Annotated in this window: 11 protein-coding genes and 1 tRNA gene; 8 read left to right on the top strand and 4 right to left on the bottom strand. The window is 60.2% G+C overall.

The window, feature by feature from the left end:
• Positions 1-92: 92 nt before the first annotated feature.
• Entirely contained in the window at positions 93-10013 is a 9921-nt protein-coding gene (locus LJ738_RS11695) for a DUF4082 domain-containing protein (protein WP_227786496.1), read from the top strand.
• A gap of 566 nt (positions 10014-10579) precedes the next feature.
• The gene (locus LJ738_RS11690) at positions 10580-11638 is read left to right on the top strand and encodes a T9SS type A sorting domain-containing protein (RefSeq protein WP_227786495.1); all 1059 of its coding nucleotides are present in this window, start codon (positions 10580-10582) and stop codon (positions 11636-11638) included.
• A 105-nt stretch (positions 11639-11743) separates the two neighbouring features.
• On the opposite strand, the gene LJ738_RS11685 is transcribed toward LJ738_RS11690, so the two are convergent.
• Positions 11744-11818 (bottom strand) — tRNA-Val (locus LJ738_RS11685).
• Positions 11819-12068: 250 nt separating this feature from the next.
• Here LJ738_RS11685 and LJ738_RS11680 point away from each other — a divergent pair.
• Complete coding sequence (locus LJ738_RS11680; protein WP_227786494.1) at positions 12069-12968, top strand: TerB family tellurite resistance protein; 900 nt, start codon at positions 12069-12071, stop codon at positions 12966-12968.
• A 93-nt stretch (positions 12969-13061) separates the two neighbouring features.
• Here LJ738_RS11680 and LJ738_RS11675 read toward each other — a convergent pair whose 3' ends face one another.
• Both LJ738_RS11675 and LJ738_RS11670 read right to left on the bottom strand, forming a co-directional pair.
• A complete protein-coding gene (locus LJ738_RS11675) occupies positions 13062-14180 on the bottom strand; it encodes a mechanosensitive ion channel family protein (protein WP_227786493.1) in 1119 nt (372 codons plus the stop codon).
• Between the two features lie 99 nt (positions 14181-14279).
• Positions 14280-15542: an ABC transporter permease gene (locus LJ738_RS11670; RefSeq protein ID WP_227786492.1), complete on the bottom strand. Its 1263-nt coding sequence runs from the start codon at positions 15540-15542 to the stop codon at positions 14280-14282.
• 241 nt (positions 15543-15783) lie between these two features.
• Here LJ738_RS11670 and queA point away from each other — a divergent pair, with 241 nt between their 5' ends.
• From queA to LJ738_RS11655, 3 genes are all read left to right on the top strand, one after another.
• Positions 15784-16833: a tRNA preQ1(34) S-adenosylmethionine ribosyltransferase-isomerase QueA gene (queA, locus tag LJ738_RS11665; protein ID WP_068191451.1), complete on the top strand. Its 1050-nt coding sequence runs from the start codon at positions 15784-15786 to the stop codon at positions 16831-16833.
• An 89-nt stretch (positions 16834-16922) separates the two neighbouring features.
• Positions 16923-17645, top strand: coding sequence for a 2-C-methyl-D-erythritol 4-phosphate cytidylyltransferase (locus LJ738_RS11660; protein WP_227786491.1), 723 nt, complete (start codon positions 16923-16925; stop codon positions 17643-17645).
• Between the two features lie 158 nt (positions 17646-17803).
• Positions 17804-18589 (top strand): enoyl-CoA hydratase-related protein, encoded by a 786-nt coding sequence (locus LJ738_RS11655; protein WP_227786490.1) that lies wholly within the window; start codon positions 17804-17806, stop codon positions 18587-18589.
• Positions 18590-18750: 161 nt separating this feature from the next.
• On the opposite strand, the gene LJ738_RS11650 is transcribed toward LJ738_RS11655, so the two are convergent.
• Complete coding sequence (locus LJ738_RS11650) at positions 18751-19596, bottom strand: hypothetical protein (RefSeq protein WP_227786489.1); 846 nt, start codon at positions 19594-19596, stop codon at positions 18751-18753.
• A 180-nt stretch (positions 19597-19776) separates the two neighbouring features.
• Here LJ738_RS11650 and LJ738_RS11645 point away from each other — a divergent pair, with 180 nt between their 5' ends.
• Both LJ738_RS11645 and LJ738_RS11640 read left to right on the top strand, forming a co-directional pair.
• Positions 19777-20382: a DUF4142 domain-containing protein gene (locus tag LJ738_RS11645; protein WP_227786488.1), complete on the top strand. Its 606-nt coding sequence runs from the start codon at positions 19777-19779 to the stop codon at positions 20380-20382.
• Between the two features lie 52 nt (positions 20383-20434).
• Positions 20435-21034, top strand: coding sequence for a DUF4142 domain-containing protein (locus tag LJ738_RS11640; RefSeq protein ID WP_227786487.1), 600 nt, complete (start codon positions 20435-20437; stop codon positions 21032-21034).
• Positions 21035-21126: the final 92 nt, after the last annotated feature.

Raw genomic sequence — 21126 nt, 5'->3', positions numbered from 1 at the left:
GCCCGCTGGCCTTCCGGGCGCTGTTTGCCCTGGTACTAAGCGCTACTTTCTCTACCAGTTGGGCCCAGAACGCCATCGTAACCGAGAATGCCATGGCTGGCAACCCGGAATCGGAATGGCAGATTAGCGGGGCCGGCGACTTGTCGATTCAGGGATTTGCCACTGATATCAGCTACAACAAAGGCCAGGCGGCCAGCTTCAAAATTAAAACCAATGCCTCGGGCTATAGCATCAAGATTTACCGCTTGGGCTACTACAGAGGCAACGGTGCTCGGTACCAGGGCGATGCTACCGTCACGGCTACCTTGCCTCAGACGCAACTCCCCTGCCAAGTTGACCCCACTACGGGCTTGCTGGATTGCGGCAACTGGAGCGAGTCGGCCAACTGGCAAATTCCTACAGATGCCGTTTCGGGCGTATACATCGCCAAGCTCACCCGCTCTGATAATGGCGGCTCCAGCCACATTGTCTTCATTGTGCGGGATGATACCGGCAACTCCGACCTGCTCTTTCAGACCTCGGACGCAACCTGGCAAGCCTACAACATTTACGGCGATAACAGCACCAATGGCAAGAGCCTCTACGCAGCCGTCTCGGGCGACCACGCGTACAAGGTGAGCTACAACCGGCCCTTCATCACCCGCAATGGTGGTGGGGGCGGCGGTGCTTCCGAAGACTGGCTCTTCAACGCCGAATACCCCATGATTCGCTGGCTCGAAGCCAACGGCTACAACGTGAGCTACAGCACCGACGTGGACACGGACCGGCGCGGCAACCTGCTCACGAGCCACAAGGTATTTATGTCGGTGGGCCACGACGAGTACTGGTCGGGCACGGCCCGGGCTAACGTGACCGCCGCCCGCAACGCCGGCAAGCACGTGGCTTTTTTCAGCGGCAACGAAATCTACTGGAAAACCCGCTGGGAAGACAGCCACCGAACCCTGGTATGCTACAAGGAAGGCACAGAGGGCGATGACACCTGCGGCGGCAAGTGCGACCCCATCAGCACGACGTGGACGGGCCTGTGGCGCTCTGGCTGCAATTTTTCCACGGCAGACGGGTGCCGTCCGGAAAATGAGCTGAGCGGTCAAATCAGCTGGACCAATGCCCAAGGCGCCATCACGGTGCCGGCCAGCTATAAGAATCTGCGCTTTTGGCGCAACACCAGCGTGGCCAGCTTAACCAGCGGCGCCGCCACCTTCACCGATGGCACCCTGGGCTACGAGTGGGACCCCCGGCAGGACGCGTTCAAGGACAGCTATCCCGCGGGCCAAATCCTGCTTTCGCAAACTTCTTTGGGTGGTGCCACCCACCAACTTTCCCTCTACAAGCACAGTAGCGGGGCATTGGTGTTTGGGGCCGGCACCGTGCAATGGTCATGGGGCCTCGACAGCCACCACGACCGCGGCAGCGCTGCCCCCGACAAGGATATGAAGCAGGCCACCGTGAACCTGTTTGCCGACATGGGCGTGCAGCCCGCCACCCTGGAAAGCGGCCTGACAGCCGCCTCGGCCTCTTCCGACACGCAGGCCCCCACCGTGGCCATCACGGCCCCCACTGGCGGGGCCAGCCTGCCCAGCGGCCAGGCCGTTACCGTTTCGGGCACGGCTTCCGACGCCAATACCGTGGCCGGCGTGGAAATATCCACCGACGGCGGCACCAAGTGGCAGCGCGCCACCGGCACCACCAGCTGGACCTATTCCTGGACGCCTTCGACCCAAGGCCCGGCCACCATCCAGAGCCGCGCCTTCGACGACTCGGGCAACATGAGTGCGCCAGTTTCGGTGAGCGTTTCCATCGGGACGGGCACAGGCACGGGCGCCTGCCCCTGCACGGTATTTCAGCCCACCGTGGCGCCCACCGGCGGCCCGTATAGCGATAATGGCAGTGCCATCCAACTGGGCATGAAGTTCCAGGCCAGCACCAACGGCTACATTACGGGAGTACGGTTTTATAAGCAGAGCAGCAACACCGGCACGCACATCGGGCAGCTCTACAACAGCACGGGCACGCTGCTGGCGCAGTCCACTTTCACCAATGAAACCGCCACGGGCTGGCAGCAAGTAGCGTTTACCAAACCAGTGGCCATCACGGCTGGCACCACCTACGTCATTTCCTACCACAGCAGCACTGGCTACTACTCGGCCGATAACACGGGCTTTGCCCAGGCCGTGGTGAACGGTCCGTTGCGCGGCTTGGCCAGCACCGACCCCAACGGCCCCAACGGCGTGTACAAAGTCACCGGCACCCCAGCCTTTCCCACGGACAGCTACCAATCAAGCAATTACTATGTTGATGTGGTGTTTGACACCGCCGTGGGACCCGATACGAGCGCACCAACAGTGCTCTCCACTTCGCCGGCCAACAATGCCGCGTCTGCCTTGGCCACGGCCAACATCACTGTCACCTTCGACGAGGCGGTGGACCCGGCCACCGTATCTGGCACCACGGTGCAGCTGCTGAACGGCACCTCGCCGGTAGCGGCCACCGTCACCTACGACGCCATCAGCCGCACGGCCACCCTCGACCCCACCGCCACGTTGAGCTATTCAACGGCCTACACTATCTCGGTGAAGGGCGGCGCTTCCGACCCGCGCATCAAGGACCTGGCAGGCATTGCGCTGGCGGCCACCTTCACGTCGTCGTTCACGACCCAGGGCACTCCGCCCCCACCACCTGCTCCCCTGCCCTCGCCCAACGAGGGCCCCGGTGGGCCCATTCTGGTTATCAGCTCCTCGGCCAATCCGTTCAGTCGCTTCCCGATAGAGATTCTGCGGGCCGAAGGCTTCAATGAGTTTGCCGCGAAAGACATTTCGCAGGTCGACAACACGACCTTAAGCTCCTATGACGTCGTGATACTGGGCGACATCTCCTTGTCGGCTGCCAACGTAACCATGCTCACCGACTGGGTAACGGCCGGCGGAACCCTCATTGCCCTCAAGCCCAATGCGCAGCTGGCTCCGCTGCTGGGCATTACCGCCACCGGCGGCACCCTGCTCGACAAGTACCTGCTGGTGAATACGGCCAGCGGGCCCGGCGTGGGCATCGTGGGTGAAACCATGCAGTTTCATGGCACAGCCGACCTATATACCCTGAACAGCGGCACCACCAGCCTGGCCATGCTCTACTCCAGCGCCACCACGGCCACCAGCAACCCAGCCGTAACGCAGCGGGCGGTGGGCACCAACGGCGGCAAGGCCATTGCCTTCACCTACGATTTGGCCCGCTCCATTGTGTACACCCGCCAGGGTAACCCCGCATGGGCCGGGCAGAAGCGCGACGGCGCAATCAACCCCATCCGTTCCGACGACATGTTCCACTCGAATGACCCAATCTCCACCGATTGGGTTGACATGAACAAGGTGGCCATTCCGCAGGCCGACGAGCAGCAGCGCTTGCTGGCCAACATCATGGAGCAGGGCAGCAAGAAGCCTCTGCCCCGGTTTTGGTATCTGCCCAAGGGCCTGAAAGCTGCCGTAGTGATGAGTGGCGACGACCACGGCAGCGGCGGCACCAAGAACAGATTCGACTCTTTCATCACCAAAAGCTCCTCTAATACGGCCCAGGCCGTTGCCGACTGGACGGCCGTTCGCGGCACGTCCTACATCTACCCTGGCACGCCCATCACCGATGCGCAAGCCGCTGCCTACGAAGCCCAAGGCTTTGAACTCAGTCTGCACCTCAACACCGGCTGTAACAACTGGACGCCCACGTCCCTGCGGAATGACTTCACTACCCAGCTGGGGCAGTGGACGGCTAATTTCCCCAGCCTCACCAAGCCCGTTACTCACCGCACGCACTGCATTGCGTGGAGCGACTGGGCCAGTGAGCCCAAAATTGAGCTGGAAAACGGCATCCGCCTCGACGACAACTACTACTACTGGCCAGAGGCCTGGGTTAAAGACCGGCCTGGCATGTTTACGGGCTCGGGCATCCCGATGCGCTTCGCGGATTTGGACGGCTCGCTCATCGACGTGTATCAGGCCACCACGCAGCTCACCGACGAATCAGGCATAACCATCGCTACGCACATCAACACGCTGCTGGATAATGCCATCGGCTCCAAAGGGTACTATGGCGTGTTTACAGCTAACATGCACACCGACTTTGACCAAACCAGCATCGACGGCTCCAACGCCATCATTGCGGCAGCCCAGCAACGGCAGATTCCCGTGGTATCGGCCAAGCAGATGCTGACCTGGCTCGACGGCCGTAACAACTCCTCGTTTGGCGCCATGGCCTGGAACGCCAACAAGCTGAGCTTCTCGGTGTCGGTATTCAACAACGTGCTCAACCTCCAGGGCATGCTGCCCATAGTAGCTGCCGGCGGCCGCTTAACCGGCCTCACGGTGGGTGGCGCCCCCGTCACCTATCGCACCGAAAGCATCAAAGGCATGGACTATGCCTTCTTCCCCGCTACGCCCGGTAGCTACGTAGCCACCTACGATGGCGCCGTGACCACCTGCACGCCCCCCACGGCCACCATTGCCGCCGTAGAGCCTACGGTGTGCCCCGGCAGCCCGGTAGCCCTCAAGCTTTCGGCCGCCACGGGCCAGTCGCCCTACAAGCTGGTAGTAAATGGCACTACATACTCCGATGTAACTGTGGGCCAAACGTTTGCCACCTTCACCCCTGGCGAGGTGAGCATTTGGGGTGCTACCGGCACGCCCGACAATCCTAATGCCCATGACACCCACCAAACCATTGAAGTGGGCACCAAATTCCGCGCCTCCACAAGCGGAACGGTTACCGGTATGCGTTTCTTTAAAGGCACCAATCATACGGGCACGCATGTCGGTTCGCTCTGGACGACGGCCGGGGCCAAACTAGCAACTGCTACGTTCACCAACGAGACGGCCTCAGGCTGGCAGGAAGTTCATTTTTCAACGCCAGTTGCCATCACGGCCGGTACGACTTACATCGTTTCCTATACTTCGCCCGGGGATGGAACCACGGGAGGCGGCTTTGCCTACAGCGCCGGGTTCTTTACCAACACAGGCGTTACCAACGGGTCGCTTACGGCGCTGCAATCCGGCACCGACGGCCCCAACGGCGTGTACAAGTACGGCGGTGGCTTCCCCGATGGCGGCACCGCAGCTAACTACTGGGTCGACGTTCTCTTTAAAGATGACGCAGCCAATGGCCCGCAGAACTATGTGCTCACGAGCATCACCGACGCCAACGCGTGCAACGCTACAGGTACTTCCCTAAGCTCGGCCACCGTTACGCCCGGCGCTGCCCCAGCCGGTACCCTGGCAGCCAGTGGGGCCGTGCAAGCTGGCCAGGACATCAACCTGACCTTCACGGCCACGGCCGGCACCGGCCCGTTTGCCCTTGTTATCAACGGCACAAACTACCCCAACGTGACGAGCGGCACGCCCTTCAATACGGGCGTAAAAGCCGCTACTTCGGGCACGAACAGCATCTGGAGCAGCAGCACCGTTCCGAGTATAGCTTCTTTCGTCGATGATAATAGCTCAATTGAGCTCGGGGTGAAATTCCGTTCTACGGTGGCCGGCCAGATTACAGGCGTTCGCTTCTATAAGGGTACTACGAACACCGGTACTCACACCGGCTCTTTGTGGAGCAGTGCAGGCGTGTTACTGGCGACGGCGACGTTCACCAACGAAACGGCTTCAGGCTGGCAGGAAGTCCTGTTCTCGAGCCCGGTAACCATCGTGGCCAATACCACTTACATTGCCTCTTACCATGCGCCAGTCGGCAACTATGCTGTCAATAGTAATTACTTCGCCACAACTGGCACTACGAATGGGCCTTTGAAAGCTCTGCAGTCGAGCGAGGATGGCGGTAATGGCGTGTTCCAAACTGGCACTGCATTCCCAAACCAATCTTTCAATGCGACGAACTACTGGGTGGATGTCGTATTCACTGCCACTGGCGGCAATACGTTCTCACTGACCAGCGTTACCGACTCGAAAGGCTGCGTGAAGCAGGGCCCCCTGCAAACCCTGACTGTGCAGCCCACTGCTGCCACTAATGCGGCTCCTGTGCTGGCTGCGATTGGCAATAAAACCGCCACCGTGGGCACAGCCCTGACCTTTACGGCCACGGCCACCGACGGGGACCAGGGCCAGACGCTGGCTTTCAGCCTGGCCGGCACGCCGGCCGCTGGCACCACGCCGGCCGGCACCGTACCTGCGAACGCCACCATTGACCCCACCACCGGCGCCTTCAGCTGGACACCGACGGCTGCTCAGGTCGGAAGCTTCTCCTTCCTGGTGCGCGTGAGCGACAACGGCTCCCCAGTGCTCAGCGACGACGAGGTCATTACCGTGACGGTAGCTCAACCCCAGGGCACCGCGCAAACCATCACGTTCGCGGCCCTGCCCGACGTGACGACCAGCGCCGGCCCCATTACGCTCGCGGCCACCGCTTCTTCCGGGCTGCCCGTGACGTACTCGGCCACCGGCCCGGCTACGGTCAGCGGCAGCACCCTGACGCTGGCCGGCACCGCGGGTACCGTCACCGTGACGGCCACCCAGGCCGGCGACGCCACGTACGCCGCCGCTGCGCCCGTGTCCCACTCATTCAACGTGACGGCCGGCGCGGCGGCTACGGCTTGCTTCCAAGACCAAACCGTGGCAAACTTTACTGACGGCACTACCGGCACGGGCACCTATATACCTGCTGCAGGAGGCGTAATTCTGAAGCCGCAGGTAGCCCAGGAATTCACGGCCGCCCCACCCGCTACCGAGTGGCAGAGCTTCTCCTGGACTCCTGGCAGCGGCGGCACCACCTTCGCCGGTGGGCAAGCCATCGTGGACGGCGCCCGCTTTAACACCGAGCCCGTGGGCACAACTGTTGGCCCGGGGTCTTCCCTGGAGTTCGTCGCCACGTTCGGGGCCGCCGGCTTCCAGCACTTCGGCTTTGGGGCCGGCGACGACGCGGGCATGTTCAGCAGCGCGCCCACCTGGGCCATGTTCAGCACCGGCAATGACGCAAGCACCGGCCTCAAGGCCCGGGTCAACAACAACAACACCCAAACCGACCTGCCCCTGCCCGGCGCGCTCATCGGTTCGGCTCACACGTACCGCATCGAGTGGAAAGCGGCCAGCATCGAATTCTACGTCGACGGCGCTTTGGTGCAAACGGCCAACGTGGCGCTGACCGCGTCCATGCGCGTGGGCGGCTCGGACTACAACGTCGGCGGGCCCTCGCTCAGCGTGGATAAAGTGCGCCTGACGCCTTACGCCGCCTCGGGCACCTTCACCTCGCGCATCTACGACGCCGGGGCCAGCAAGACGTGGAAAGAAGCCACCTGGACCGCCGACCAGCCCGCCGGCACCGACCTGCAGCTCTTCCAGCGCCAGGGCAACACGGCCGCGCCCGACAACACGTGGACGGCGTTCACGGCCATCACGCCCAGCGGCGCAACTGTCGGCGGCACCTCCCGCTACATCCAGTACCGGGCCGAGTTGACCAGCACTGGGGGTACGGCTACGCCGACGCTGCAAAGCATGGCCATTAACTGCGGCGAACCCACTGCTCCGCCTTGTCCCACCGTGGCCTTTACCCCGGCCACGGGCGCGGTCCTGTCCGCGGCCACGGCCGGCTCGGCCTACTCGCAGGCCATCAGCACGACCCCTACTGGCTATAGCTTCTCGGCCACGAACCTGCCCGCCGGGTTGACGATGAATGCCGCCACGGGCGCCATCAGTGGCACGCCCACCGCGGCCACCACCAGCCCGGTGACCATCACGGTCACCGCCGCCAAGGACGCCTGCTCGGCCACGGCCACCTACACGCTCTCCGTCAACGCGGCCGCCCCGCCTTGTCCCACCGTGGCCTTTACCCCGGCCACGGGCGCGGTCCTGTCCGCGGCCACGGCCGGCTCGGCCTACTCGCAGGCCATCAGCACGACCCCTACTGGCTATAGCTTCTCGGCCACGAACCTGCCCGCCGGGTTGACGATGAATGCCGCCACGGGCGCCATCAGTGGCACGCCCACCGCGGCCACCACCAGCCCGGTGACCATCACGGTCACCGCCGCCAAGGACGCCTGCTCGGCCACGGCCACCTACACGCTCTCCGTCAACGCGGCCGCCCCGAGCCTTACCGGCATCACGCTCAGCAATGCCAATGTGGCCGAAAATCAGCCCAAGGGCACGCTTGTCGGCACCCTGAGCACGACGCCTATTATCCCGCAAATTGTGACTTATACTTTGGTTGCAGGCACGGGTGATACCGACAACGCAGCATTCCAGATTAGCAGCAGTGAGCTAAAAACTAACGCAGTATTCGACTACGAGGCCAAAAGCTCCTACTCCATCCGGGTGCGCGCCACAAACGCTGCCAGTGGTTCGATTGAAAAGGCCTTCACCATTACGGTGACCAATGCAAATGAAGCACCGGCAATTGACGCGCAAACCTTCACTGTAACGGAAGGCGCCGCAAATGGCAAGACGGTGGGCACGGTAGAAGCCACCGACCCTGATGCTGGCCAGACCCTGACGTATAGCATCACTGCTGGCAACACCAATGGCGCTTTCCAGTTGGTGGGCAATACCCTGAAAGTGGCCAACTCGGCAGCATTAGTGCTGGGAACTACGCCCCAGTTTGTGCTGACGGTGAAAGCTGCCGACAACGGCACGCCGGTGTTGAGCAGCTCAACTCAGGTTACGGTTATCCTTACCGCCAACCAGGCGCCTGAGCTGAGCAACGTACCCGCCGCGGTGAGCATTCCCGAATTGGCGCCCTACACCTTTATGGCGAAGGCCAGCGATGCCGACGGCGACGCCCTCACGTTCTCGTTGGTGACGGCTCCTGCCGGTGCCGCCATCAACGCCACTACGGGTGTCTTCACCTGGACGCCGACCGAGGCCCAGGGACCGGGTACTTACGCCTTCAAAGTGCAGGTGACGGATGGCAAACTCACCACGAGCAAGGACATTACCATTACCGTGACGGAAGTATCCAACCTCCCGGTAATTACGTCTTTCTCTCCCTCGAAAGGCCCAGTGGGCACCAAAGTGACCATTAAGGGAACCAACCTGGAAGGGGTAACGGCGGTGCATTTCAACGGCGTAGCGGCTATTACCTTCACGTTCGACAGCAAGAAGCAGGTGGTAGAGGCCATTGTGCCAGAAGAGGCTACGACGGGTCGCATTTCCCTGACCACAAAGTTTGGCGAAGTTGTCACCAGCTCAGACTTCACGGTTACGCCTACCATTACTTCCTTTGAGCCGCTCTCCGGGCCCGTGGGTACAGAAGTGACCATCAAAGGCACTGGTTTCTATGGGGCCACGGCAGCTGACTTCTTCAACGGCCAGGACCCTTCACTGGACTACAAAGTGGTAAACAGCACCACCATCGTGGCTATCGTGCCAGCCGGAGCTCGCAGCGGCAAGATTGTCGTGACGACACCTGGTGGCGAGGCCCGCAGCGACGACCGGTTCATCGTCACTACCACTACCACCCATGTTCCGACTATTACGTCCTTCTCGCCGGGCTCTGGCCCCACAGGAACCCGGGTAAGGATTGTGGGCCTGAACCTGGAAGGTGCTACCGGGGTAACGTTTAACCACGAGCCGGCTCAGATTGTGGCCAACTCTAATACCGCAACGGAACTCACCGTGATTGTGCCAGACAAGGCCAAAACCGGTAAAATCCGGGTGACCTCTGCCAATGGTACGGCCACGAGCAAGGACGTGTTTAAAGTGACGAAGGGAGCCGCTGCATCGACATCAACTGCCGCAGTGGTCGTTTCCGAACCAGCTCAACAACCGGCGATGCAGCAAACGCTGCAGGCCTACCCCAACCCGTTCCAGGTCAAGTCGCACCTGAGCTTCTCGCGGGCCAAAACCGAAGCCTACTCGCTGAAAGTGTACGACGTGCGGGGCAGCCTGGTGCAAAATGTGGCTGAAGGCACGGCCGAAGCAGGCCGGCTGTACGACATCCCGTTTGAGGCTCAACTCCTGGAGGAAGGCCTGTACATCGTGCGCCTGGTAACGGGCTCCGAAGTGCAAACGACGCGCATTACGGTTACGAAATAACTGGGTACGAAAGCCTCTGACGGTCGGTAAGCCAGCGATTTTCGCTGACTTACCGACCGTTTTTTTTGCTGGGTGTATAGGTTTTGCCGCTAAGCCTAAATAACGCTTAACCAGCCCACCCCTAGCATCAAGCAGCCCTAAAAGCAGCTCCGCACCCAATACTCAACAGTATTATTTAAAGTTTTATCTACACCTATTTCAGAACACAAAGCCATGGAAGAACGTATGTTTTTTTTGAACTTAAGTAATTTTTGACATCGCAGGACATTTATTGACGGAATTCAAAGCCCATCAATGGCCTTCTGAAAAACAGCAGCTTATACTTTACCGCTATGGCCAGGAAACTACACTTCTGCTTGCTGGTAATTATACTCAGCATTTTGGCTCACTCACCTGCTCTCGGCCAATGCACTTACAGAGCCAGAAGCAGCGGTAGCTTTTTCAGCGCCATATGGGACGTAACGGGGAATGGCTCAACTTGCAGAACTAGCACCTATCCAACATCAGACACAAATGCTATTATCATCATTGATGGCTTCAACATTACGCTGGACCAAGACTACATTGTGGCGCGGAGTGGCTCCATCACCGTTTCGGGCAATGGTTCGCTGGTAGGCAATGGCCAGCTCACCGTAGGGGATGGCACTGGAGCGCAAGACGATACCCGCCTGGCCCTCGCCCCTGGAAGTACCGTGGATGTACAGCAATTAATAGTGAATAAGGCGACCATAACGGTAGCTTCTACTTCCATCGTAAGCGCCACGTTGGCCACCAACTGCAACCTGGTGCTAGTCAACTCAAGTATTCTTGACAACGGCATCGTGGCCATTCGCGGCAACATTGACCTGTCGGGAGGTAGTGCCAACAACAGGCTTTGCGGCAACGGCCGGGTCACTGCGCTGGGATGTGTGTTCGGCGGTGATGGTGCCTTAAATCAGGTCACACAGAAATGCTCCTCCATTCTGCCCACCCCCATAGTGTGTGCGCGGGGAATAGCCGCGGTGGGGTGCCCGCCCGCAAGCAGCGGCAATGCTAACGAGCGAACCTGCGACCAGCTTGTTTCCAGCAACAGCCCGAACTGTCCGCCTCTGCCCGTTGAGCTAATCTTGTTTACGGCAGTCACCCGTCAGCAGCGGGTTGTGCTGCGCTGGATAACGGCGTCAGAAAAGAACAGTGCCACCTTCGCAGTAGAGCGGTCAGCGGATGGGAAAACGTTCCGCGACCTTCGTATTTTAGCCGGAGCAGGCCAATCGCAAAGCCGTACCAACTACGAAGTGGTGGACCTGCAGCCGCTACCCGGCACGAGCTATTACCGCCTACGCCAAGTCGACTTTGATGGTACCACTACCTATTCGCCGGTACGCACCGTGGCGCTTACAACTGAAGCGGCAGCTTCTGCCCGCCTGTTAGTATTCCCCAACCCCGCTCACGACGCCGTGCAAGTGGTGCTGCTGGACCCGGCCCCCGCGGCGGCGCTGCAGGTGTACGATGCCCTGGGCCGGGTGGTACGCACCCAGCCCGCCCCCAGCGCCGGGACCGAAGCCGCGCTGCCATTGGCAGGGCTCCCGGTGGGCATTTATATTCTGCGGTGCGGCGCGCTCAGCCAGCGGCTCACGGTGCAGTAGCCCAATTCTCTGCCGGTAGCTCAGCGTGTAATTGTATGAACCAAGGTGGGCACCGAAAGCAAAACACCCACTCGGCTTTGCAGCTAAGTGGGTGTTTCTCAATAGTGGGGGATGTAGGGTTCGAACCTACGACCCTCTGCTTGTAAGGCAGATGCTCTGAACCAGCTGAGCTAATCCCCCGTGGGTGTTTCCGTTTGGGATTGCAAAGATGGGGGGTGTTTTTGGAAGTGCCAAACAATTTTCTGAAATAATCTGCCAGAATCTTCTGCGCCGGGGGCTTTTGAGGCAGCAACAATTTCATTTTCAGGCAAAGAAAAGTTAAAGACGGGGTCGAAAAAAAACTGTTTTTAGACCCGCGGTCCCCAAGCAACGTATTCGCGCCGGCACCGTTAAGCTTCCCACAGTTCTTTCCAACCAACCTTTCTTTCCCATGGATACCCAACTCCTGCAGAATTACTCCGAAGAAGAGAAAACCGCTTATCTGAGCGCAATTGCCAGCCTGGCCACGGCCGACCGCCAGGCTTCGGGCGCCGAAACCCAGTTTCTACAGGCACTGGCGCAGCAGGCGGGCCTGTCGGGCGGCGCAACCCAGCAAGTGCTGGCCGCAGCCCAGGACTCGTCCAACCAGACCATTCAGCAGAACCTCGACGTTTTGAAGAACAGCGACCTGCGCTTCTCACTGGTGACCGACCTCATCAGCTTCGCGCGGGCCGATGGTGCTTACGCTAACGACGAAGAAGCCATGATTAGCAAGATGTCGGAGTACCTCGGCATCAACCAACAGCAAAAGCAAACCCTCGAAACCGTGGTGGACCAAGCCGCTACCGTGGCCCACGACCCCCAGGACCCGGCCAAGGAAGGCTTTTTCAGCCGCATCGGCGATAAGCTGTCCAGCGCCGGCATTCCCAAAGCGGCCCTCATGACCGGCCTGCTCGGCGTGGTGGCCCCCATGGTCATTTCGCGCGTGATGAGCGGCGGCAGCCAGAACCAAGGCTACGGCAACCAAGGCAGTGGCGGTGGCCTGCTAGGCGGCAGCATGGGCGGCCTGCTGGGCGGTGCGGCCCACAGCGGCCTGGGCGGCATGCTGGGTGGCCTGTTGGGCGGCGGCATGCTGAGCGGCATCCTGGGTGGCGGTAATAGCGCTGCCAATATCCCGCAGCAAGGCTCGGCCATCGGCAGCGGCGGCCTGGGCTCGATGATGTCTATCCTGGGTGGCCTGGGCGGCCGGCCCAACTCCCAGCCGGCCAGCGCCGGCGGTGGCGGACTGGGCAGCCTGCTCGGGGGCGGCGGCATGGGCTCGCTCCTCGGCGGGCTCCTGGGTGGTCGCTAGGCCAATCCGGCACTTTTCAGACCCAAGCAAAAGGCCCTTCCGTAGCGGAAGGGCCTTTTCTTTTTTAGGAGTATGGCGCCGGAAATTGAGCTATCAGGGCCTGGCGGCCACGGCTGCGGCGGCGTCTGGGGCGGTGGCAAAGGCGCCGCCGTGCTGCTCCACCATTTCCACCAGGCGGTAGTTAATGTCTTCTTTCACGTCGAGGTATTCATCGTAGCTGGTGGTGTCCACGAAGTACTGCACGGTTACTTCCTTGCCCACGGTGGTCAGCGCGTTGAATTTCATCTGCACCTCCTGGGTTACCAGCGGGTGGGCCTGCATGGCTTCCAACGACCCGGCGATGATGGCGTGGAGCTGGGCACTGGTGGTTTTTTGGTCGAAAATGAGCGTGAAGCCCACCCGGCGCGACGTGCGCAGCGAAAGGTTATCGAGGGGCTTGTCAATCATGCTTTTGTTGGGCACGGTGAGGTAGCTTTTCTCGGCGGTGCGCAGGCGGGTGCTGCGGAATCCAATTTTTTCTACCGTACCATTCACTTCGCCGGCCTTCACCAGGTCGCCCACGCCGAAGGGCTGGTCGAGGAAGATGGTGAACGAGGCAATGAGGTTTTCGAGGCTTTCCTTGGCGGCGAAGGCCACTGCCAGCCCACCAATGCCCAGGCCCCCAATCAGGGCCGTTACGTTCACGCCAAACACTTCCCCCAGCACCACCAAAAGGCCGATGATAATAATCAGGACCTTGAGCAGGTCTTTGGCAAAGGGAAGAAACTGGTTGTCGAGCCGCTGAGTGCCCGCAGTTGCGCGCAGCTCGTTGCGGCGCTGCACCACCAGCAGGGCAAAATCTACCAGCCGAAGCACCACCCAGGTAACGGTGGCAATAAAGCCCAACAGGAACAGGCGCAGCAGCGCCACCTTGGGCCAGGGCTCGTAGCCCACCACGGCATTGGGCGGCAGCGGGTAGCGCAGCACGCTAAACGCGGCATACACCGTGAGCAGCAGAAACAGAATGGACAGGGGCTGGATGAGCAGCTCGCGCATCTCCTCCTCCGTCACGCCGGCCGTATAGCGCTTGGTGAAGCGAAACAGCACCTTGCTCAATAGCCGCGAAAGCAAGCGCCGCAACGTGGCGCCCACAAGCAAAATCAGCCCGGCAAGTAAGTATTGGCTCAGGGCATTGCCCAGAATTTCGTAGTGCAGAAAGGGTGGCAGCGTCATTCTAACTTATAGAGTACCCCCAGGCCGCGGCCTGGTTAGCGGGATTTTGAAATAAAGCAGGGCACACGCTGGAGCCGAGGCTCCGGGCCTGTTAGCCCGCTACTTGGCCCGAATGGCGATAACCGGGTCCAGATTGGCGGCCAGGGCAGCCGGGACGATGCCGGCAATCACGCCAATGCCCACGGAAATCAGCAAGCCCAGGATGACGCGCGCCGCCGACATGTTCAGCGGCAGCGCATCCTGCGGCACCAGTGTCACGAGCCACACGAGCAGAATGCCCGCCACGCCCCCAATGAGGCACAGGCAGATGGCTTCGAATAGGAACTGAAACAGGATGAAGAAATTCTTGGCGCCGAGCGACTTCTCGATGCCGATAATATTGGTTCGCTCGCGCACCGACACGAACATGATGTTGGCAATGCCGAAGCCGCCCACCAGAATGGCAAACGACCCGATAACGCCTCCCACGATGCCGATAACGCCAAACAGCTTGCCGATGGCCGCGGCTATCATTTCGGGCCGGTTTAGGGCAAAATTGTCTTCGTCGCGGGGTTTCAGGCCACGGATGTTGCGCATCAGGCCCCTCATTTCGTACTCTAAATCCATTAGGCCGGGGTCTTCGTCGCGGCCCTTTACAGCGATGGTGGCGCTGGGGCCGCCCCCAAAGCCGGTGGTGCTCAGGGTGAACATCTTGGTAAACATGCCGAACGGAATGATGCAGTTGGCGTCGTTGCTAGCAATGGTAACGAGCTTCTTGCCTTCTTTTTCCATCACCCCAATTACCGTCAGGGTTTGGCCGCGCGCCTTAAACTGCTTGCCCAAGGCGTTGCCGTTCGGAAATAAGTTTTCGGCAATGGTTGCGCCGATGATGGCCACCGGCCGGGCCGCGTCTACCTCTTGGCTGGTGAAGTAACGACCTTCCTTGATAGGCACATTGCCCACGGCCCGAAAGTCGTAGCTCACACCTTGCAGCACGCAGTCGGCCACAGAGTTAGAGCCGGCTTTTAGGGTGTTGCCATTGTTCGTAGCAAATATGGCCACGCCTTTGTTATTCGGGCCCAGCTGCTTGCGCAACTGCTGAAACTCGCGCGGGGTGGGCACGGGCCGCTTGAAATATTTCCACCACGGGTAGTCTGGGCCGAACGTAAGTGGCCATTTTGAAACGCTGATGATTTTATCGCCGGCAAAATCCAGGCTGCTGCGGATGTTGGCCTCCAGCGAGTCGACGATGGTGAACACCGCGATGATGGCAAATATGCCCACCGTGACGCCCAGCAACGACAAGATGGTCCGCAGCAAGTTGGACTTGAGGGCATCCAGGGCAAAGCGAAAACTCTCCAGGGTGAGGCGAAGCGTGAGCATAATAAGGGCGCAAATAGGAATGAAGAACGGGGAAAGGATGTTTCCAAAGGAAACCCGGCATTCCGGTTTTTCCATCCTTCAGTAATCGAAGCCTCAAAAGACGGAAATAAGCAGGGAAGTTGCTGAGACCTAAAGGTCGCACGGGTTGCGGCCGCGTACGAAAAAATAGATACTATGAGAAAAAGCCGTACTTTTGCCTCCCCAAATTTCCGTATCTTCCCCCCAATACTGCCCTATGGCGATGAAATTGCATGAGTTCAAGTTCGAACTCCCCGAAGAACTGGTAGCTCTGCATCCGGCCCGCAACCGCGACGAAAGCCGCCTCATGGTGGTGCACCGCGCCACCGGCCAGATTGAGCACCGCACCTTCAAAGATATCCTCGATTATTTTGTCGAAGGAGACGTGATGGTTCTGAACGACACCAAAGTTTTTCCGGCCCGTCTGTACGGCAACAAAGAAAAAACCGGCGCCAAGATTGAAGTTTTCCTGCTGCGCGAGCTGAACAAGGAGCTGCGCCTGTGGGACGTGCTGGTGGACCCCGCCCGCAAAATCCGCGTAGGCAACAAGCTGTACTTTGGCGAGTCCGACATGGTGGCCGAAGTTATCGACAACACCACTTCGCGCGGCCGCACCATCAAGTTCCTGTTTGATGGCACCGACGAGGAGTTCCGCAAGGCCCTCTACGAACTGGGCGAAACCCCGATTCCGAAAGAGGTTATTAACCGCGAGACCGAACCCGCCGACAAAGAGCGGTACCAGACGATTTATGCCGAGCACATTGGTGCAGTGGCAGCTCCTTCGGCAGGCCTGCACTTCACCCGCGAGGTAATGAAGCGCATGGAAATCAAAGGCGTGGAGCCGGCGTACGTGACGCTGCACGTGGGCCTTGGTACTTTCCGCACCGTAGATGTGGAAGACCTGACCAAGCACAAGATGGACTCGGAGAACTTCATCGTTACCGCTCCGGCCTGTGAAATCGTGAACAAGGCGCTTGACGCCAAGAAGAAGGTATGCGCCGTGGGCACTACTACCATCCGCGCCATGGAGGCGTCGGTGTCGGCCAATGCCCGCATGAAGCCCACCCAGGGCTGGATTGACCGGTTCATCTTCCCCCCTCACGACTTCAAAATTGCAAACTGCCTGCTGACCAACTTCCACATGCCGGAAAGCACGCTCATCATGCTGGCGGCCGCCTTCGCCGGCTACCCCCTGCTGATGGAAGCCTACAAGGAAGCCATCAAGGAGAAGTACAAGTTCTTCAGCTACGGCGATGCCATGCTGATTCTGTAGTAGCACCCGCTACTTGCTGCGGCTGAATTTTGAGCGCCGGAGACCCACCATGGGTTTCCGGCGCTCTTTTTTGTTTGAACTTCGCGGCAATGAATCCTTCGCCCCGCCCAGCGCCTCAGTATCCACGTCCGCCGGTTCCTCGTTTCGCAATTTTGGTGGCCGGCGGCAGTGGCACCCGCATGGCCGCCGACCGTCCCAAGCAGTTTCTGCTGCTGCACGGCGAGCCCGTGCTCCTGCACACCCTGCGCCGCTTTGCCGAACCGGCGCTGGGCGTGGCCGAGATAATCGTGGTGCTGCCCGCCAGCCAAATGGAAACTTGGCAGCAACTCTGCCAGCACCACCAAGTGCGCATACCGCACACCCTGGTAGCTGGCGGGGCCACGCGCTGGGCTTCGGTGAAGGCCGGCTTGGGTGCCTTACGTGTGCACCCGGAAGGCCTGGTGGCCGTGCATGATGGCGTGCGGCCCCTGGTGTCGCGCCTCGTGGTGGAGCGCACCTATGCCGCCGCCGCCACCCACGCCGCGGCCGCCGCCGCCGTGATGCCCAAAGACTCTGTGCGCCTGGTATCGCCGCACGGATCTTCGGCTCAGAATCGCAGCCGACTCCGGCTCATGCAGACCCCCCAAACGTTTGAGATTGACTTGCTGCGCCGCGCGTACGCTATGCCCGAGCTGGCTTCGTTTACCGACGACGCGACCGTGGTGGACGACCTGTGCCGCGTGCAGCTGGTGGAAGGCGACTACCGCAACCTGAAAATCACCACGCCCGAAGACCTAATAGTGGCCGAGGCGCTACTAAGAGCGACTGCGTAACAAAGTGGCAACGTGCCTGAGCTGGCGAGCTTCGCCCCCGGCAGCCTGAGCTAATAGCGTAGCCCTGTAGAATCTGGACTGCCGTTATTTGCAGGCAACTTTCTTTCTCGGTTCTCTTTCCGCTTTCCTACTCAGGCGCTCCGCCACTCAGTCACTCCATGGAATACACCAGCCTGCTCTACGACGTGCGCCCCAACGGCGTGGCCACCATCACCCTGAACCGTCCGGACGTCTTCAACGCCTTCAACGACTCGTTGAGCTACGAGCTGCAGGATGCCCTAAAGCAAGTGACGCTCGATGCCGCCGTGCGCGCCATAGTCCTCACGGGTGCGGGGCGGGCCTTCTGCTCCGGCCAGGACCTGAAAGCCGCCCAGGGCGCCGAGCAACAGTCGTTCTCCGATTCGCTGCACAAGCGCTACAACCCCATTATCCGGGCCATGCGGGCCATGCCCAAGCCCATTATCGGCCGCATCAATGGCGTGGCGGCCGGGGCCGGCTGCTCGCTGGCCCTGGCCTGCGACGCGCTGGTGGCCAGTTCCGAAGCTTCGCTAATTGAGGTTTTCATCAATATTGGGCTGGTGCCGGACTCGGGCTCTTCCTGGTTTTTGCCGCGCCTGGTGGGCACGCTCAAAGCCTTCGAGCTGTGCAGCCTGGGCTCGAAAGTGCCCGCGGAAGAAGCCCTGCGGCTGGGCCTAGTCAACCAGGTGGTAGCCCCCGAGCAGCTTGATGAGGCCACATATGCGCTAGCAGCCCGGTACGCTGCCGCTCCCACGAAGTCCATTGGGCTGATTAAACAGATGCTGAACAAAGCAGGCGCCGCTACGCTCGACGAGATGCTGGATTATGAAGCCCACTGCCAACAGGTTGCGGGCGAGTCGGAGGATTATTTTGAAGGCGTGAAGGCCTTTAGCGAGAAGCGGAAGCCCGTTTTTAAGGGGGCTTAAGGTAGCACGGGCAATGTCAGATTATCGATATTGATTTGGCACCAAACGATACCTGATAGGCTGAGCTGTCGGCACTGCAACTGGTTGAGCTGAAATCCGGAAGGCCCTACAACAAAAAAGCCCTCCCATTACTGGGAGGGCTTTTTTGTTGATAATCTAGACTACCGCAGGGTAATGGTCTTGGTGCGGCCGTTGATGGTTACGCTGGCGATTTTGTCGCAGTTGTGGGTGCCGCTCGGGTCGTAGTTCAGCAGCATGGATTTGCCGTTGGAGTTGGTGATGGTCACGGTGCCTTCTACAAAGTACTTGAAGCAGTCGCCGCGCTTGATAAGGGGCGTTTTGATGACGGTGCTGTAGTTCACGTTGCGGCGGTTGGTGCCGTTGGCCGAGCCGGTTACGCTAAATACGTCGTCCGAGAACTGGGGCGTACCGAAACCAGCCGTTTGGGTGAAGACCCAGTTGGCCGTCCAGGAGTGGGTACCGCCGTTGTTGGCCCGGATGATGCTGGCGTTGGTCACATCAACCGAGAACGAGCCCTGGCCCAGGTCCGTGAACGTACGGGTGGCGGTGTGCTGGTTGTCGTTCACGAAGTAGTTGGTGCGCGTGACCACGGCACCGGCGCGGCGCGTGAGCACATCGGTGGTGAAGCGAACCAGAATCTGGCCGCGGCGGTAGCGGCCATCGGGGCACAGGCAGTTGGTGGGGCCGAAATCAATGGTCAGCGTGCGGGCCGAGAAATCGTAGGTGCGGGTGGCGCAGGCGCCAAACTTGAGCCGGAATTCGGCATCGGAGGTAATGAACGCAGAACCTTGCACGTTGGGGTTTACTGGGCCGGCCGACTGCATAGCGTCTGAGCTAACGGCCGTTTCAATGTTGTCCTCGCTGCGGTCTTCGGCGGTGGTAATGTCATCGGGCGAAACATCGGAGTCGCGCTGGCAACCAGTGGTGAGCAGCAACCCGCTGGCAAGGGCAGCAAATGCGAGCGAACGCAGAGAAGAGGTACGCATAAGGGTATGAAAAAAGGGTTAGGTGAGAGAATGCAAGCTGGAGTTTAGGTCGGTTGGAGGCAAGCATACTGCCTGGGTTTAAAGCACCTCCAAAAAAAATATGCCTTTCGCCCAAAGAACCTGGCCCGGGGGCCGTCGTATAGCTGGTTAACTATAAGCCATTCCCCCAATCCATTCGCCATGCGCGGCTCGTTGCTCCTCTCCTTCCCTTCCCGGCCGCTGCTTTTTTCATTGGCGGTGGCCTGGCTCACGGCGTGCTCGCCGGATGGGGGCGGCAAGGACGCCGTGGAGTCGGCCACGGCTCAGAATGACAGCAAAATCAGCTCGGCCGACGTGACCGAAAAGCAAGAGGCCGACGCTCAGTTTCTCGTGAAAACCACCAGCAACGCCCTGCTGGAAGTGGAGCTGGCCAAGCTGGCCCAAGCCCGGGCTACCACCCCGGCCGTGCGCGCCTACGGCACGCGCCTGGTGCAAAACCGGCTCGACCTGCTGGCCGCGCTGCGCACCCTGGCCGATGCCAAAAAGCTGGCCTTGCCCGCCGCCCTGGGCGCCGACGAGCAAGCGGCCTACCACGAGGTGAGCACCAAAACCGGCAACGAGCTCGACAAAAGCATTATGAAGCTGCTGGTGAAGGCGCAGAAGCAAGACGACAATGCCTTCGACGACATGAAAGACGACGCGTACGACGGGGATATTCGCGGCTTTGCGGCCAAGTACCAGCGCCCCGTGAGCGAAGAACTGGACGGGGCCAAAGAAGTGGCCGAAGTCACGGATGATTTGCCCTAGAGCTGCGCCGCAGCTCTAGTTTTCCTTTCCTTTCACCTTTTCACTCATTGCCATGAAACGCTCGCTTATGATGCTGACCTGTACGGCTCTGATGATGGCCGGCGCCAGCTGCACCTCCAACGACTCGGTTAAGGAAGCCCAAAAGACCAATGAAGCGAAAGCCGACAGCGCCACGACGGCCACGGAAACGGGCAAACTCGAGGAGAAAAAGATGGATTACGATTCCGAGTTCCTGACAAAGGCCGCCAGCGGAGGCATGCTGGAGGTAGAACTGGGCAAGCAGGTGGCCGCGCGCGCCGTGACACCGCAAGCCAAGGAATTTGCCCAGAAAATGGTGACGGACCACACCAAAGCCAACGCCGAGCTGAAAGCGCTGGCCGCCAAGAAGAACATCACCCTGCCCGCCACGCTCGGCGATGACCATACCAAAGTCATGAAGGATGTGACGGAGGAGAAAGGCGTGAAAATGGACCAGGAATACATGAAGGAGATGCTGAAGGACCACCAGGAAGACGTGAAGGAATTCACCGATGCCTCCATTAAAGCATCCGACCCCGACATCAAGGCCTTTGCGGCTAAGACCCTGCCCGTGCTGAAAAGCCACCTCGACATGGTGACCAAAATGCGCCCAGCCGTGGATGCACGGAAGTAATTTTATATAGCCCTGACGCACAGCTGGCCTGCCCTACCGGGGTAGGCCAGCTATTTTTATTCCCACCTTGCAGCGCCCAGCTTATTGATAAT

This window comes from Hymenobacter plasmatis (assembly GCF_020711255.1).
Taxonomy (GTDB): domain Bacteria; phylum Bacteroidota; class Bacteroidia; order Cytophagales; family Hymenobacteraceae; genus Hymenobacter.
This window is presented reverse-complemented; position numbering and strand designations above follow the sequence as displayed.

Bases quoted from the DNA above. Each gene is read 5' to 3' on its own strand.
- LJ738_RS11695 (WP_227786496.1), top strand. From the start codon at position 93: ATGGCTGGCAACCCGGAATCGGAATGGCAGATTAGCGGGGCCGGCGAC.
- LJ738_RS11680 (WP_227786494.1), top strand. From the start codon at position 12,069: ATGGATACCCAACTCCTGCAGAATTACTCCGAAGAAGAGAAAACCGCT.
- LJ738_RS11675 (WP_227786493.1), bottom strand. From the start codon at position 14,180: ATGACGCTGCCACCCTTTCTGCACTACGAAATTCTGGGCAATGCCCTG.
- LJ738_RS11670 (WP_227786492.1), bottom strand. From the start codon at position 15,542: ATGCTCACGCTTCGCCTCACCCTGGAGAGTTTTCGCTTTGCCCTGGAT.
- queA (WP_068191451.1), top strand. From the start codon at position 15,784: ATGAAATTGCATGAGTTCAAGTTCGAACTCCCCGAAGAACTGGTAGCT.
- LJ738_RS11660 (WP_227786491.1), top strand. From the start codon at position 16,923: ATGAATCCTTCGCCCCGCCCAGCGCCTCAGTATCCACGTCCGCCGGTT.
- LJ738_RS11655 (WP_227786490.1), top strand. From the start codon at position 17,804: ATGGAATACACCAGCCTGCTCTACGACGTGCGCCCCAACGGCGTGGCC.
- LJ738_RS11650 (WP_227786489.1), bottom strand. From the start codon at position 19,596: ATGCGTACCTCTTCTCTGCGTTCGCTCGCATTTGCTGCCCTTGCCAGC.
- LJ738_RS11645 (WP_227786488.1), top strand. From the start codon at position 19,777: ATGCGCGGCTCGTTGCTCCTCTCCTTCCCTTCCCGGCCGCTGCTTTTT.
- LJ738_RS11640 (WP_227786487.1), top strand. From the start codon at position 20,435: ATGAAACGCTCGCTTATGATGCTGACCTGTACGGCTCTGATGATGGCC.